We start from the raw sequence: 15,614 nt of genomic DNA on the forward strand, positions 1-15,614 counted from the left end.
TATGCCGCCAAACGTCTTGCTTGTCTGCACCGACCAGCAACGGTTCTCCGCACTCGGTGCCTATGGCAACGATGAGATCGAGACGCCGAACCTCGACCGGCTCGCGGACCAGGGTGTCCTGTTCGAGAACTGCTACGTACAGAACCCGGTCTGCGCGCCGTCCCGGGCCAGTCTGATGACCGGTCGCTACGTTCACGCCCACGGCCTGTGGGCGAACGGTGTCGGCCTGCCGGACCACGAGCGCCTGTTCAGCAAGGACCTGGCCGAGGCCGGCTACGACTGCGGGCTGGTGGGCAAGTTCCATCTGAACGCGTGCTTCGGCGGCCGTTCCGAGAAGCGGCACGACGATGGGTTCCGGGTCTTCCGGTGGGCGCACGACCCGTACCCGGGCTCGTCGGAGAACGAGTACCACTGCTGGCTGTACACGCTCCGTCCCGAGCTGGCCGGCGCGGAGGTCGACTACGACACGCTGCCGACCGAAGTGCACTACAGCCGATGGATCGGCGACCAGACGATCGACTTCCTGACCCGCTCCCGGGATCGCGACAAGCCGTTCCTGTTCATCGCCAACTTCTTCGATCCGCATCATGGTTTCGGCGCGCCGGAGGAGTACGTACGGCGTTACCGCGAGAAGACCCTCAGCCGGCCGATCCCCGACGACCTCGCCGGCAAGCCACCGATCCAGTCCGACGCGTCACAGTCGTCGTACGCCGGACATGCCCGCGGCTACACGTCGTACACCCCGGAAGAGCTTCAAGACGTCAAGGCGGCGTACTACGCGATGGTGACGCTGGTGGACGACGAGGTCGGACGCATCCTCGACGCGCTCGACGCCGAGGGTCTCAGCGAGAACACGCTCGTCGTCTTCACGAGTGATCACGGCGAGATGCTCGGCGATCACGAGCTCATGCTGAAGGGCCCGATGATGTACGAGCAGGCGGTCCGCGTTCCCCTGATCGTTCGCTGGCCTTCCGTCGTACCGGCTGGGACCCGCTGCGACGAGCTGGTCCAGTGGATCGATCTCTCGTCGACGATCCTCACCGCGGCAGGGTTGGAGCCTCGCGGCCAGGGTCAGGATCTGTTGCCGTTGGCCACCAAACCAACCCGGGGTCGTGGATGGGCGCTGAGCGAGTACCGGAACAGCGGTCATCCCTACACTCGCGCGGTCCACCTCACGATGCTTCGCCGCGACCACTGGAAGCTCGTCGTCCAGCACGGCTCCCCCGCGACCACCCGCGACCACACCGGCGAGCTCTACAACCTGACCGCCGACCCAGCCGAACAACACAACCTCTGGGACGATCCCCTTCACCGCGAGATCCGCACCGAGCTGCAGGAGTTCCTCCTCGACGTCCTGGTCGCCACCGAGGACCGCAGTCAGGACCGCGTCGCCGACTGGTGAAAAGCGTTGGCTCAGGCGGCACGCGGCCGAGTACGGTACGAGCGAACGTGACATCGCACGAGGAGGTGAGCACCATGCACGCTGCATCGAGCTGGGTGCTCCCTCTCACCGTCACGGCTGGGCGACCGAAGTAAGTGCCGCCAGGAGCGCCAACACGTCAGGCACTCCTGAAAGGCACCGCCATGACTGATCTGAAATTCATCAGCACCACCTCCGCGAACGGCGTTCTCGAGCGCGAGTTCACCCTCGGCGACCTGCACGGCATGCTCTGGTCGCCCGCATCCGCCGACCCCGCGCCGTTGATCCTGCTCGGACACGGCGGCGGTCGTGACAGCAAGGCGGCTCCGATGGTCGGCCGCGCCCATCGGCTCACCGCCGAAGGGTTCCACGCCGTCGCCATCGACGCTCCCGGGCACGGCGATCGGCCGCGTACGGCGCTCGACGACGAGCAGATCGCCGCGATGCAGAAGGCGATGGCGACCGGCGTACCCGTCGGGCCGATCGTCGTCCCGTACAACCTCCACCTCGCCGACCTCGCCGTACCGGAGTGGCAGGCGACGCTCGATGCCCTCGAGCAGCTTCCTGAGCTCGACGGCCGGTTCGGGTACTTCGGACTCAACATGGGCACTGCGATCGGCGTACCGCTGACGGCTGTCGATCCGCGGATCAGCGCCGCGGTCTTCGGCATCTTCTGGTACGACGAGGTGCTTGCGGAGCATGCCCGTCGGATCAAGGTGCCGATCGAGTTCGCCCTGCAATGGGACGACCAGCACATCCCGCGGGAGTCGTCGCTGGCGTTGTTCGACGCGTTCGGGTCGACGGAGAAGAGCCTGCATGCCAACGCGGGCGCACACAAAGAGGTGCCGCGCTTCGAGGTCGAAAGCATGGTCCGCTTCTTCGCCCGGCACCTGCGTTAGGCAGAGCTGAAGCGCTGCTCGACCGCGTCCAGGAAGCCCTGGACCTGGCGATAGGTGTCGGAGCTGTACACGCCGATGCTGCGTTCGGTGCCGAGGGCTTCCCGCATCGCGTCCAGGTACCGGCCCTGGACGATCGCCAGTTGGTCGCGTGTGTCCGGCTTGGTCTCCAGGAGCTGCCGGCTCCCGGAGACCAGGCGGGGCACGATCCGGTCCTTCAGGGTGCTGACCACGACCGGATCGAGCGGCTCGCCTTCGACGGTCTGCTGATCCAGTGGGCCGACGGCGTCGATCGCCGCCTCGCCGATCTGCCGCATCAGCGCCTGGACGGAGTCGCGCTTGTCCTCGGCGCTCTCCTCGCTGAACCGCATCCGCGCGATCACCGCAGGCAGCGACAGGCCGAACAGCACCAACGTGATCAGGGCGACGATGAATGCCGCGAGTACGACGGTTGCACGGTGCGGCGTACCGGCCGGGATGGTCTGGGCGGCGGCGACCGTGACGACGCCGCGCATCCCGGCCCAGGCCAGCACCACCATGCCGCGGCCGGTGATCGGCTCGCGCTCCTCGAAGTCGACGTCCGCCTGGCTGCGGGCGAGCCGCTTGCGGGCCCACGCGACGCGATTCTCCTCGCGCTCCCCCGACGGCTCCATGGAGTCCAGGTTCTCCTCCAGCTGGCTCAGCTTGGCCCGGACCTGGTCGTGACGATCGCCCGAGCCGAAGCGGCCGAGCAAGGCCGGCCACGCCAGGCCGACGAACCGCAGCACCACCAGCAGGCCGACCACCAGCAGGACCAGCCCGGCGATCTCGCCGACCGTCGTCTCGGCGCGGGCATCGTCGACGAGCTGCGGCAGCTCGTACCCCATCGCGAGGAAGACGCCGCTCTCCAGGACGAAACTGATCGTCGTCCAGGTGGTGGTCTGGGTCTGCCGGTCGCGGGCGCTGAACCTCCGGCTCCCGAGCGCGCCGGTCAACAAGCCGGCGATCACCACGGCGAGTACGCCGGACCCCCGCAGCGCCTCGGCCAGGAAGTAGGCGAGGAACGGTACGGCGAACGAGATCGTGGTGTTGAGAACCGGATCGTCGAGGCGCTGGCGCAACCGGACCGTGAGTACGCCGACGACCAGCCCGATCAGGATCGCGCCGACCACAGCCCAGGCGAAGTCCAGGACCGTGTGGCCGAGGTTGAAGTGGGTGGTGACGGCGAGCGCGGCCACCGCCGTACGCAGGACGACGAGCGCCGACGCGTCGTTGACGAGACTCTCGCCTTCGAGCACGGTCATCAGTCGCGGCGGCAACCCGACCCGGTGCCCGATCGCCGTCGCCGCGACCGCGTCCGTCGGGCTGACCACGGCCCCGAGCGCGGTCGCCAGCGCGAACGAGATGCTCGGGAACAGCGCGTGCACCAGCGCCCCGATCGCCAGCGCCGACACGATCACCATCACGACCGACAACCACGAGATCAGCCCGAAGTTCCGCCGTACGTCGAGAACCGGCAGTTGGACCGCCGACGCGTAGAGCAGCGGCGGCAGCACCCCGGCGAGGATGATCTCCGGCTCGATGTGGATCGCCGGCGTACCCGGTAGGTAACTCGCCCCGATCCCCAGCGCGACCAGCAGCAACGGCGCCGCGACACCGGTCCGGCGTGCGAACACCGACGCCGCGATCATGATCGCGAGCCCCGCACCGGCAATCAGAACAATCTGATGGTCCACCCTGACGACACTAAAGCGTTTTCATCGTCACGTAGCTCGTCACCGCCGCGACACCCGGGAGGTCGGCAAGGCGGTTTGCGTGGAAGTCCTCGTACGCCGGTAGGTCGGCGACCTCGACCTGGAGCAGGTAGTCGAAGTTGCCGGTGACGTGATGGGTCTGCACGACCTCGGGCAACTGCTGGACAGCGCGCTCGAACGCGACCACGTTCTCCCGAGCGTGTCGAACCAGCCGAACGCCGGCGAACACCCGCAGGCTGCGGCCGACCGCGGAGGGATCGACCAGCGCGCGGTAGCCGCGGATCGCGCCGATCTCCTCCAGCCGCCGTACTCGCCGCAGGCACGGCGACGGCGACAGGCCGACGCGAGTCGCGAGGTCGGCGTTACTGATCCGTCCGTCCCGCTCGAGCATCGCCAGGATCGCGCGATCGACATCGTCCATGTTGGCAGATTATTGCTCAAGTTGTGCCGCTACCACATCAGCTGTGTCAGCGCACGACGCCATTTGCTGCCAAAGTTGCCCGAAACAGGCGTACGGCGCCAGCCCGTCGGAGAGCCTGGTGGCATGTCAATCCTCATCACCGGCGGCACCGTCGTCAGCATGGATCCGGCCATCGGCGACCTCGAGCGCGGCGACGTACTGGTTGCCGACGGCATCATCGTGGAGGTCGCCGAGCGGATCTCGCGCCCGGACGCCGAGGTCATCGACGCGACCGATCGGGTGGTGATGCCCGGGTTCGTCGACACGCATCGGCATACCTGGCAGACCGCCTTCCGTGGCGTCGGGGCGGACTGGACGTTCGCCGACTACGCGGCCGCGATGCATGGGACGTTGAAGCCGCACTTCCGTCCCGAGGACGTGTACATCGGCAACCTGTTCGGCCGGCTGGAGGCCTTGTACTCCGGTGTGACCACGATGCTGGACTGGTTCCACGCGGCGCAGACTCCGGCGCACGCCGATGCCGCGGTCGCCGGGCTGCGCGATGCGCCGGGGCGGTCGATCTTCTGCTACGGCGCGGGATATCGCACCGACGACTCCATCGACGCTGAAGTACGCCGGGTCCGTGCGGAGCTCTCCGACGACCACGGTCTGCTCACGATGGCGTTGGGACTGCGCGGGCCGGACGAGACCACGATGGACAACGTTGTTGCGGACCTGAAGCTCGCAACCGAGCTGGGTCTGCGGACGAGTGTCCACGTCGATGGCCTGAGCGGCAGTCGTCCGATCGCCGCTCTGCAGGAGCACGGTCTTGTCCAGGACACCACGACGTACGTGCACGCCAACGGCATCAGCGACGAGGAACTGCGCATGCTGGCCGATGCGGGCAGCTCGGTCTCGATCAGCCCGGACGTGGAGCTCAAGATGGGCTTCGGCCAGCCCGAAACCGGCCGGATGCTCGCGGCCGGACTGCGTCCGACTCTGTCCGCGGACGACGTACCGTCTGCCGCCGGCGATCTGTTCGCGACCATGCGCACGGCGTACGCCGCCCAGCGTGGTCTGGACGGTGGCCTCAACGCGCGACAGTTGCTTGAGTTCACCACCAGCAACGCCGCTGCCGCCTGTGGGGTCGATGCCGGAACGCTCACCCCAGGCAAGGCCGCCGACGTGATCCTGCTCCGCACCGACGACCCAACCGTCTTCCCCTTCAACAACCCAGTCGGCACCATCGTCAGCGCTGGGCACCCGGGACTGGTCGACACGGTCCTCGTGGACGGTCGGATCGTCAAACGCGACGGTCGGCTCGTCGGGGTGGATCTGCCCGCGTTGCAGACTCGCCTGCTCGACTCCCGCAACCACGTCGCCGCCGCAGCCGGCTTCGCGATCGACGGCAGCTGGCGCGCGTGACTACGTCGCGCTGAGAGTGCCGCTGACATAGCGCATGTCGCCCATCCGCATCTCGTCGTCGGAGAGGGAGGCGAGGTCGTTCGCGGCCAGGAGATCGCGGATGGTGGACCCGCTCAGGGTCCAGCCGCGGTCGACCAAGTAGGGCGCCGCTTCGTTGCGCTCACCGAAGTACCGCAGCCTGGTCATGTCCGAGTCGAAGCTCTCCGCACGCCAGCGTTCGGACAGGCGGTCCAGGCGTTCCTTCGTCCTGTCCTCGTCGCCCGGCCGCAGGTTGGGTTTGCTTTCGGTGGCCAGCCGGCTTCCTGGCGCGCTGAGCTCGGTGATGGTGTCCAGCAGGTTGTCCTGCGCCTCGGGCGGCAGGTAGCCGAGCAGGCCTTCGGCGCTCCAGGCAGTTGGCTGGGACGGATCGAAGCCGGCGGCACGAAGTACTGCGGGCCAATCGTCGCGGAGGTCGACTGCAGCCACTCTGCGATCGGCGGTGGGCGCCGAACCCAGCTCGGCCAGCGCCCGGGTCTTGAACTCGATGACCTCTGGCTGGTCGAGCTCGAACACCACAGTCCCCGTCGGCCAGGGCAGACGGTACGCGCGGGAGTCCAGCCCGGAGGCCAGGATCACGACCTGGGTGATACCCGCGTCGGTGGCGTCGAGGAAGAACTCGTCGTAGAACTTGCCACGGATCTTGGCGACATCGATCCAGACCTGCTCGACCAAGTCGCCAGGCGGCAGTTCACCGGACGCCAGCTGGGTGAGTAGTTCGATGCCGACCGCCCGGACGAGCGGCTCGGCGAATGGATCGTCGAAGAGTCGCGGATCCGTGCGGGTCGCTATCGCCCGGGCCGCCGCGGCCATGGTGGCGGTCGAGCCGACGCTGGATGCCAGATCCCAGGTGTCTCCGTCATGTCTGGTCGAGGTCATGCGTGGCACTGTAGGAGTCAGGTCCGACAGTCTGTTGCGAGACCCGTGCGCCGAGGGGAATGACCAGGGACTCTCACTGGGGCCATCGCGGTTCCGAGGCGGCAGATTGGTGACCACGCAGCGAGTTGATCCCTGGAGGAAGTTATGAGCACCGATCTGAAGTTTGAAGCTGTGGTGATTCCGGTGGCGGACGCCGACCGGGCGAAGGAGTTCTACAGCGGGCTCGAGTGGCGGCTTGACGCGGATTTCGCGTTCCCCAACGGGTTCCGCGTCGTACAGTTCACGCCGCCGGGCTCCCCCGCGTCGGTCCAGTTCGGCACGAACATCACATCGGCCGAGCCTGGTACGGCGCAGGGGCTTTACCTCGTCGTCTCCGACATCGAGGCCGCGCGGTCCGAGCTGCTCTCGCACGGCGTCAAGGTCAGCGACGTCTTCCACCCAGGTGCACCGGGCGCGCAGTTCGAGGCCGGCGACACCAGTCAGCGCGTGGAGGGGCCGGCGGACGGCCAGTCCAGCTACAGCTCGTTCGCGACGTTCAGCGACCCGGACGGCAACACGTGGCTGCTGCAGGAGGTCACCACTCGACTGCCCGGCCGGGTCACGGAGTCGACGTACACCTCGGTCGAGGATCTCGAGGCTGCCCTGAAGCGCGCGGCCGCCGCCCACGGTGAACACGAAGCGCGCACCGGCCAGGCGGACGCCGAGTGGCCGGCCTGGTACTCCGCCTACATGGTCGCGGAGCGCACGGGCGCCGAACTCCCCCAATAACTGTCCGTGGCGGTGCCTAGCCTGCCTATATGAACCGGATCGATCGCCTGTACGCCCTCGCTGAGGAGCTCCGCGCAGCCGGGCCAAGAGGGCGTACGGCGCGACAGCTGGCGGAACGTTTCGAGGTCAGTGTCCGGACCATCGAGCGTGATCTGAGCGCGCTCGGGCAGGCCGGAGTACCGCTGGCAACGAAACAGGGCCGCACGGGCGGCTACAGCGTGGACCGGGCGATGAGCCTGCCGCCGCTCAACTTCACCGCCCGCGAGGCGATGGCGGTCGCGGTGGCGTTGAGCCGCGGCGCTCACGTGCTCTTCGCCCGCGACTCGCGCAGCGCCTTGCAGAAGATCGTCGCCGCGATGCCGCAGCGCGCTCTCGACGAGGCACGGACCGCGGCGGCGAAGGTCCGGCTGCTGGTTCAGCCGGTGCCGGATCCGGATGGCGAGGTCGCCGAGCAGATCTGGCGAGCGGTCCGCGACAACCAGGTACTGCGGATCGCGTACACCGATGTCGGCGGTGTCGAGACACTCCGGGACGTCGAGCCCCAGCATGTCGTCGTCGGGCCGAACGGCTCGTACCTGACGGCGTGGTGTCACCTACGTCAGGAGGACCGGGTCTTCCGGATGGATCGCATCACCGTCGCCGAGCGCAGTTTGACGCCGCCCTGCCGACCACCCGCTACCGGCGACCTGGAAGTCGACGGCCACGAGACCAAGCTGCCCGAAGCCGCACTGCGTCCCGAGGATCTTTTCCCAACTCCGACATAGGGCTGTCGCGAACCCCTGAAACCTTGGGCTTGTTGACCGATTCACCCTCTGAAGGAGACATCACATGCCTACTCCCGCGCCCGGCACGCTGGCTTGGTTCGAGGTCGCGTCCGACGACCCCGAGACCACTCAGAAGTTCTACGGCAGCCTGTTCGACTGGACCTTCGAGTCCGACGGCGACGTCGCCCCCAACGGGCTGGACTACCGCAACATCAAGGCCTCCGGCGCGGACCACCCGATGGGCGGCATCTTCGGCACCGCCGGACAGTTGCCGAACCACGCGATCTTCTACATCCTGGTCGCCGACCTCGAGGCCACCTGCGCCGACGCCGAACAGCTCGGCGGTACCGTGATCAGCAAGCAACTCGACGCCAAACCGGCGTTCGCGTACCTCCGCGATCCGGCCGGCAACCAGTTCGGCGTCTTCACCCCGCCGCCCGCGCCATGACGCCGGTGTCCCCGCCTGAGTCGGCCGGCTCCGGCGGGGACGCCCCGGACGAGCTGTACGAACAGCTCACCGACGATCTGCTTTACGACCCGGCGATCGGTCGCGGCACGATCATGGGCCACCCCTGCATCCGCCTGGCCGGCCGCTTCGTCACCAGTCTCGAAAGGAACGGCACCGGGCTGATCCTCAAACTCCCCAGCGACCGGGTCACCGACCTGATCACCACCGGCGTCGGCGAGCCGTTCGCGCCGACCGGCAACCCGATGCGCGAGTGGGTCGTCATCCCCGCCGCCGACCGCGAGCTCTGGCAATCCCTCCTCGCCGAAGCCGTCGCCTTCGCCCGGGAAGGCCTGTCGGCGAGACCGGGCTAGGGGCGGCCGCCCGGCTCGAGGTCGACACCGGGCTCAGGACGGACGCCGGGCTAGGTGGACAGACGCCAGGTGAGGTGGTCGTCGGGGCGTGGGCGGTAGGTGCACTCGGTACCGGTGCGGATCGCGTCGCGGAGGTGAGCGGCCAGCTTGGGATCGACTGCTTCGATGCGGGTGATGGCGGTCGCGATGGCTTTGGTTGCGGCGACTCGAGCCCGTTCGGCGGTAGAGCCCGTCGCGCGCTGCCGGCCGGCCAACCCTTCGGCCGAGCCGAGTTCGGCGAGAAGCGCCTCACGCTCAGCGGCCAGCACCTCGACCCGGCCGAGATCCGCCCAATCCTCTGCCTCGGCCAACTCCGCGGCGAGATCAGCGAGGCGCTGCCGATAGGCGGTGGCAGCCTGACGGTCGAGCTGCGGCCCGCTGTCCGACTGGATCACCGTTCCCGTGCCATCGGTGACGAGGTCAACCGCGGAGATCGTCTGCCCGGGCTGAGCGAGCAGCCGGTGCACGTACTCGAAGCCACGGAGAGCCCGCATGGGCCGGCCGGAATCGGACCCGATCAGCCACAGCCCGTCCTGACTCGGACAGAAATGTACGACAGACTCCCCCGACGTACCGCCGGATGCCTGCAACCGGTCGTACCACCAAGTCGCGCCGATCCGCAGATAGGTCGCGAGCGCGCGAGCACGCAGCCGCTCGGCGCGCTCGTGGTCGCCGGTCAGCGCGGCCGCGCGGGCGAGAGTGTCGTCGGTGACGCCATGGAAGTAGACCGCGCCGGCGTTGACCACCGGCCGGTCCTCGTACGGCGCGAGCCGCCGGGCCGCCGTACGCACAAGATCCTCGTCGCCGACCGCCAGCGCGGCCTCGAGCACGCACTGCAGGTTGAGCAGGTAGTTCACATCCCGCGGGAGCGTGTCCAGCACGTCCGCGCCGAGCTGCTCGAGCAGCGCCCGCGCCCGCTCGGGCCGGCCAAGCAACGCCCACAGCGAAGCGGCCTCCGCCGCCACGTCCGTGACCCCCTCGGAGCGGGCAAACTCTTCCATCAGCTCGAGAACCTCGACCACGGTCGCGACATCCCCGGCGTGCAGCGCGGTATAGCCGCGCATCAGGCTGGTCACCATCCAGCCGTCCGCCAGCCCGGCCTCCGCCGACGCGTCCTCCGCAACCGAGATCAACTCATCGGCCCCACCCTCGACACCACGGACATGGTCGTACATCCACCGCCTGGACGCAGCGAAGAACCGCGCCCGCGGCGACTCCTCAGCCAGCGACTCCAAGGCCCGAAGCTGACGCTGGATCACCGGCAGCCGCAGCGTCTCCCACCCGACCTGCAGACTCCACAAATGACCGCGAAGCCGCGCAGCGGGATCGAGTACGTGAGCAGACACCTCGTCCAAACGAGCCGCCGTCGTCTGCCGGAGCTCCAGCTCGTCCGGACCCCAATGGGCCGCGAGCACCGCGTCGAGACAGTCCGCGATCAGCTCCGGATCACCCGACCGTTCCGCGTGCGCCAACGCCTCGTCGGCGAACGGCGCGGCCCGATCGGCATGCCCGCCGTACACCCAGCACCGCGCGAGCGCAGCCGCCACCCGAGCCCGGTCGGCATCGTCGGTCGTCCGGACGAGTACGTCGTAGAGCTCGGCCGCGAGCCGCCCCGGTTCGGTGCCGAAGACATGACCGGCGGCCGCGTCGAGAACCGCGCGGGTCCGCGCCGCGAGCTCGGTGTCCCGCCGACTCCCCGTCACCCCCTCAAGGTACGACCCGAACCGCCACGCACGCAGAACCCCCTCCGGAGCGGCTCAGATCGCGCTTTTGAGGGGGTTCTGCATGCCTGGCGGTTCAGGGTCGAGCGAGTTTGACCTGCGCGGCGTGCTCGGCCTGCCGCTGCTCGTCCCAGTCGCCGGTGCAATACACCCGCAACTCGGTCATCTCGCCGGCCTCGTTGACGTCGGCGGCGATCTGCTCGCGGCAGTACCAGTTCTGCCCCTCGTGCCGCCACCGCTCCTCGAACGCGATCACGAACCCGCTCTCGGTCCGGTCAACCCGCTCGACCCGCACCTCCCCCGGGAACGGATGCAACTCACGCCGCGCCGCGATAGTCGCCGCGCCCGTCTCGAACTGCACCCGCCAGTGCGGCAGGCTCAAGTCGGTGAAGCAGTCCGCCGCGAACGTCCCCTCCGGCGCCACCCCGCTCTCCAACCACTCGACCAACCTCGCCGCCGACGCATCCACCTGGGCCGGGACAGCCGTCGTACTCGTCATGATGCCCTCCTTCTACTCGGTTACCCGTACGGCGTGACTCCGCGAGGAACGATCGTTACCCCGGTTCCGTAGGCTGCGGGTATGGGTAGCAGCGTCTACGTCGCCTCGGTCGAGGGAACAACCGGGAAGTCGACGGTGGCTCTAGGGGTGCTTCATCAACTGTCGCGGCGGGTCGGGCGGGTGGCCGTGTTCCGGCCGATCGTCCGGGCCGACACCGCGACGCACGGCGGGCGGGACTACGTCCTCGACCTGCTCATCTCGCAGGATGCGGTCGAGCAGTCGTACGACGACGGGGTCGGCGTCACGTACGACGAGGTGCACGAGGACCCCGACGCCGCGCTCGACACCATCGTCCAGCGGTACCACGCGGTCGCCGAGCACGCCGACGCGGTCGTTGTCGTCGGCAGCGACTACACCGACGTCGGTACGCCGACCGAGTTCTCGTTCAACGCCAAGATCGCGGCCAACCTCGGTGCCCCGGTCCTGCTCGTCCTGAACGGGTTCGGCCGTACGCCGCACGATGTCCAGGCGATCGCCGACATGGCCGTGGCCGAACTCACCGCGAACCACGGCTCGCTGTTCGCGGTGATCGTCAATCGCGTCGACGACGGCCAAGGGCAACTACTCGTCGCCGCGCTCGACGGTATCGGCGCGCCGGCGTTCGCGATTCCGGAGGAGCCGCTGCTCAACCAGCCCGTGGTCGCCGACCTGCTCGCCCCGATCGACGGCCGGCTGCTCAGCGGTGACCCACAACTCCTGACCCGTGAGGTCACCGGGTTGATGATCGCCGGGATGACCATGCCGAACGTGCTCGACCGGTTGTTCGAAGGCGCCGCGGTCGTGACGGCGGGAGACCGGCCGGAGGTCGTCCTCGGCGTACTGATGGCCCACGCTTCCCGGACGTTCCCGCAGATCGCCGCCATCGTGCTCAACGGTGGATTCGAGCTGCCCGCCCAGGTACAGCGACTGATCGAGGGACTGGGCGTCACCCTGCCCATCATCGAGACCGATCTCGGCACCCAGGCGACCTCGACCCACCTCACGGCCGTCCGCGGTCGGCTCACCAAGGACGCGCCGCGCAAGATCGATACCGCGCTGGCTCTCTTCAATCAGTACGTCGACGGCCCGGCGTTGCTCGACCAACTGGCTCTGGCCCGCAGCAGCGCGGTGACGCCGTTGATGTTCGAGCACCAGTTGCTCGACCGAGCCGTCTCCGACCGCCGGCACATCGTGCTGCCGGAAGGCGAAGAGGAGCGGATCCTGCGCGCGGCCGACGTACTGCTGCGCCGCGGAGTCGCCGACCTGACCCTGCTCGGCGATGCCACCACGATCAGTGCCAAGGCCGCGTCACTCGGCGTGGACGTGTCCGCGGCAACCGTCGTACACCCCGAAGACAGTGACCTGACCGAGCGGTTCGCCGCCGAGTATCACCGGCTGCGGCAGCATCGTGGAGTCGACCTCGACCGTGCCCGCGAAGTCGTCCGGGACTTCTCGTACTTCGGCACCATGATGGTCCAACTGGGTCTGGCCGACGGGATGGTGTCGGGCTCGGTCCACACCACCGCGCACACGATCCGGCCTGCGCTGGAGGTGGTCAAGACGGTTCCGGACGTGTCGGTCGTCTCGTCGGTGTTCTTCATGTGCCTGCAGAACCAGGTCCTTGTGTACGGCGACTGTGCGGTTAACCCGGATCCGACCGCCGAACAACTCGCGGACATCGCGATCTCGTCGGCCGCGACCGCGCTCGGCTTCGGCGTCGATCCCCGTGTCGCAATGCTGTCCTACTCCACCGGCACCTCCGGCAGCGGGACCGACGTCGAAAAGGTGTCGAAGGCAACCAACATCGTCCGCGAACGTGCACCGCAGTTGCCGGTCGAGGGACCGATCCAGTACGACGCCGCGATCGACGCTGCCGTGGCGAGAACAAAGTTGCCTGACTCCCCCGTCGCCGGCCGGGCCACGGTCTTCGTCTTCCCCGATCTGAACACCGGCAACAACACCTACAAGGCGGTCCAGCGTTCGGCCAACGCGGTCGCGGTCGGTCCGGTCCTGCAGGGTCTGCGTAAACCGGTCAACGATCTGTCGCGAGGAGCCACCGTGCGGGACATCATCAATACGGTCGCGATCACCGCGATCCAGGCCCAGCAAGGTGAGGCGAAGTGAGCGCGCACGTGCTGGTCATCAACGCCGGGTCGTCCTCACTCAAGTACAGCCTGGTCGAAGCGGCGTCGGGTGAGGCCGCTGCGAGCGGTTTGGTCGAGCGGATCGGTGAGGAACGCAGCCACCACGTCCACTCTGGGCCTAAGGGCGAGTACGACGACGAGCGGCCGATCGCCAACCACGAGGCCGCGCTGGAGGCCGCCGTACAGGCGTTCGAAACGCAGGGACCGGCGCTTGCCGACGTGGACATCGTGGCGGTCGGGCATCGCGTCGTCCACGGCGGCGATCGTTTCGCGGCGCCTGCGTTGGTTGATGACGAGCTGATCGCGGCGGTGACCGATCTCGTTCCGCTCGCTCCGCTGCACAATCCGGCGAACCTTGAAGGGATCGAGGTTGCTCGGCGGCTCTTGCCGGACCTGCCGCATGTCGCCGTGTTCGACACCGCGTTCCACCAGACGCTGCCGCCGTACGCCTACACCTACGCGGTGCCGTCCGAGTGGCTGGCGTCGTACGGGATTCGTCGGTATGGATTTCACGGTACGTCGCACTCGTTCGTCTCGGAGCAGGCCGCGAAGCTGCTCGGTCGGGATCCGAGCGAGGTCAATGTGATCGTGCTGCATCTAGGCAACGGCTGCTCCGCGGCGGCCATCCGCGGCGGTCGATCGGTCGACACCTCGATGGGCCTCACGCCGCTGGAAGGCTTGGTGATGGGCACCCGGTCGGGCGACCTCGATCCGGCCATCCACGGCCACCTCGCGCGGGTCGCCGGATGGTCTGCCGAGGAGACCGACCGTGCCCTCAACTCGGAGTCCGGGTTGAAGGGCATCACCGGCGCCAACGACTTCCGCGAAGTGTCCCGCCGACGGGCCGCTGGCGACGAGCAGGCCCAGCTCGGATTCGACATCTACTGCCACCGGATCAAGAAGTACATCGGCGCGTACTACGCCGTTCTGGGAACCGTCGACGCGATCGTCTTCACCGCAGGCGTCGGCCAACACTCGTCCGAAGTCCGGGCCGCCGCCCTCCACAACCTGACTGCCTTAGGCATCCACCTCGACCTCGACCGAAACGCCAACCCAGCCCAATCGAAGGGCTTCGTCTCCACCGATGACAGCCCCGTCGCGGTGCTCGTCATCCCCACCAACGAGGAGTGGCAGATCGCCCGGCAAGCGGTAGCCGTCATCCGGGCAAGCTAGTGATGGTCTGGGCTGATTCGGCTAGTTCGGCTAGGCGATGGGCTCGGGCTGACTCGGCCGGGGTGAAGGGCTCGCCGGGTCGGCTGAAAGCGAACAGGCCGGTCCATGGGGACGGGACTTTGAGGACCGTGCCGTCGTCGGGGAGCTGACCTGCGAGGGTTGCGCGGTCGGTGACTAGTTGGGCGCCGAGTAGTTCGGCTACCGCGTGTGGGAGCTCGGCGGGGTCGGCGACGACCCGGGCCGACAGGCTCAGGGCCTTGGTCTGGCCGTCGACCAACGCGAGCGCGGTAGTTGGCCATACGTGAGTCGCGCGACCGCCCGCCGAATCGACCGCTTCCTCCAGGTCGGCGGCGGTGATCGTGTCTGGCGTCGAGACCACCAGCTCGTCGCGGACGCCGTCGTCGATCGGGTGGACGTGCAGGCCGAGGATGTTGGCGTCCAGATCGGCGAGCCGTCTCGTCAGACGCTCGAGGGAGCCGGCTCGATCGTCGAGCGTCACCCGGATCCGCCACAACGTGTCGATCCCGTGCCGCGGACGGACCTTCGGCGCATGCAGCCACGAGCGCAGCAGCCGCATCGTGGACGGTTCGACCACCCAGATCACCAAGGCCGTGGTCACAGTCGCGAGCACGGCAACCGACACCAGGTACGGCGGATGTGCGGCAAGAACCACCGCATGCAACGCCAACTCCACCGGAGCCACCGCCACCAGTTTCGCCAGCGTCAACCGCAGCCGACGTGGATGCGGGAGACGTCCACACACGTCACAGGCAGTCCCGCCAGTGAGCGTCGTACGCAAGGAGTCCATGCTCCATAGCGTCCCCGCTCCAGATTGCCCACCTATTGCGTCGATATGACG

15 protein-coding genes are annotated in these 15,614 nt (G+C 68.2%); 9 read left to right on the plus strand and 6 right to left on the minus strand.

Annotation, left to right across the window (positions count from 1 at the left end):
• Position 1 precedes the first annotated feature (1 nt).
• Both EV650_RS07130 and EV650_RS07135 read left to right on the plus strand, forming a co-directional pair.
• The gene (locus EV650_RS07130) at positions 2–1,402 is read left to right on the plus strand and encodes a sulfatase family protein (RefSeq protein WP_134116562.1); all 1,401 of its coding nucleotides are present in this window, start codon (positions 2–4) and stop codon (positions 1,400–1,402) included.
• A gap of 182 nt (positions 1,403–1,584) precedes the next feature.
• Positions 1,585–2,319 (plus strand): dienelactone hydrolase family protein, encoded by a 735-nt coding sequence (locus EV650_RS07135; RefSeq protein ID WP_134116563.1) that lies wholly within the window; start codon positions 1,585–1,587, stop codon positions 2,317–2,319.
• On the opposite strand, the gene EV650_RS07140 is transcribed toward EV650_RS07135, so the two are convergent.
• Entirely contained in the window at positions 2,316–4,031 is a 1,716-nt protein-coding gene (locus EV650_RS07140) for a cation:proton antiporter (RefSeq protein WP_134116565.1), read from the minus strand. The genes EV650_RS07135 and EV650_RS07140 overlap by 4 nt on opposite strands.
• Positions 4,032–4,041: 10 nt before the next feature.
• Entirely contained in the window at positions 4,042–4,470 is a 429-nt protein-coding gene (locus tag EV650_RS07145) for an Lrp/AsnC family transcriptional regulator (protein WP_134116566.1), read from the minus strand.
• A 123-nt stretch (positions 4,471–4,593) separates the two neighbouring features.
• Here EV650_RS07145 and EV650_RS07150 point away from each other — a divergent pair, with 123 nt between their 5' ends.
• Entirely contained in the window at positions 4,594–5,874 is a 1,281-nt protein-coding gene (locus EV650_RS07150) for an amidohydrolase family protein (RefSeq protein WP_134116568.1), read from the plus strand.
• On the opposite strand, the gene EV650_RS07155 is transcribed toward EV650_RS07150, so the two are convergent.
• Complete coding sequence (locus tag EV650_RS07155; protein WP_134116569.1) at positions 5,875–6,789, minus strand: SAM-dependent methyltransferase; 915 nt, start codon at positions 6,787–6,789, stop codon at positions 5,875–5,877.
• 144 nt (positions 6,790–6,933) lie between these two features.
• On the opposite strand from EV650_RS07155, the gene EV650_RS07160 reads away from it, so the two are divergent.
• The 4 genes from EV650_RS07160 (at position 6,934) to EV650_RS07175 (ending at position 9,140) form a co-directional block, all read left to right on the plus strand.
• The gene (locus tag EV650_RS07160; RefSeq protein WP_134116571.1) at positions 6,934–7,557 is read left to right on the plus strand and encodes a VOC family protein; all 624 of its coding nucleotides are present in this window, start codon (positions 6,934–6,936) and stop codon (positions 7,555–7,557) included.
• A gap of 29 nt (positions 7,558–7,586) precedes the next feature.
• Positions 7,587–8,321: a helix-turn-helix transcriptional regulator gene (locus EV650_RS07165; RefSeq protein ID WP_134116573.1), complete on the plus strand. Its 735-nt coding sequence runs from the start codon at positions 7,587–7,589 to the stop codon at positions 8,319–8,321.
• A gap of 64 nt (positions 8,322–8,385) precedes the next feature.
• A complete protein-coding gene (locus EV650_RS07170) occupies positions 8,386–8,769 on the plus strand; it encodes a VOC family protein (RefSeq protein WP_134116575.1) in 384 nt (127 codons plus the stop codon).
• 5 nt (positions 8,770–8,774) lie between these two features.
• A complete protein-coding gene (locus EV650_RS07175) occupies positions 8,775–9,140 on the plus strand; it encodes a hypothetical protein (RefSeq protein ID WP_134116577.1) in 366 nt (121 codons plus the stop codon).
• Between the two features lie 50 nt (positions 9,141–9,190).
• Here the strand turns inward: EV650_RS07175 and EV650_RS07180 are convergent, their stop codons facing one another.
• Positions 9,191–10,882, minus strand: a complete 1,692-nt coding sequence (locus tag EV650_RS07180) for a hypothetical protein (RefSeq protein WP_134116579.1) — start codon at positions 10,880–10,882, stop codon at positions 9,191–9,193.
• A gap of 94 nt (positions 10,883–10,976) precedes the next feature.
• On the minus strand, positions 10,977–11,399 hold the full coding sequence (locus EV650_RS07185) for a hypothetical protein (RefSeq protein ID WP_134116581.1): 423 nt from the start codon (positions 11,397–11,399) through the stop codon (positions 10,977–10,979).
• An 81-nt stretch (positions 11,400–11,480) separates the two neighbouring features.
• Here EV650_RS07185 and pta point away from each other — a divergent pair, with 81 nt between their 5' ends.
• Both pta and EV650_RS07195 read left to right on the plus strand, forming a co-directional pair.
• Positions 11,481–13,562: a phosphate acetyltransferase gene (gene pta / locus EV650_RS07190; RefSeq protein ID WP_134116583.1), complete on the plus strand. Its 2,082-nt coding sequence runs from the start codon at positions 11,481–11,483 to the stop codon at positions 13,560–13,562.
• The gene (locus EV650_RS07195) at positions 13,559–14,755 is read left to right on the plus strand and encodes an acetate/propionate family kinase (protein ID WP_134116585.1); all 1,197 of its coding nucleotides are present in this window, start codon (positions 13,559–13,561) and stop codon (positions 14,753–14,755) included. Before pta ends, EV650_RS07195 begins: the two co-directional genes overlap by 4 nt.
• On the opposite strand, the gene EV650_RS07200 is transcribed toward EV650_RS07195, so the two are convergent.
• Positions 14,739–15,563: an ACT domain-containing protein gene (locus tag EV650_RS07200; RefSeq protein ID WP_134116587.1), complete on the minus strand. Its 825-nt coding sequence runs from the start codon at positions 15,561–15,563 to the stop codon at positions 14,739–14,741. The two genes, EV650_RS07195 and EV650_RS07200, sit on opposite strands and share 17 nt — an antisense overlap.
• Positions 15,564–15,614 lie beyond the last annotated feature (51 nt).

This window comes from Kribbella kalugense (assembly GCF_004365875.1).
In the GTDB taxonomy this organism is placed as follows: domain Bacteria; phylum Actinomycetota; class Actinomycetes; order Propionibacteriales; family Kribbellaceae; genus Kribbella; species Kribbella kalugense.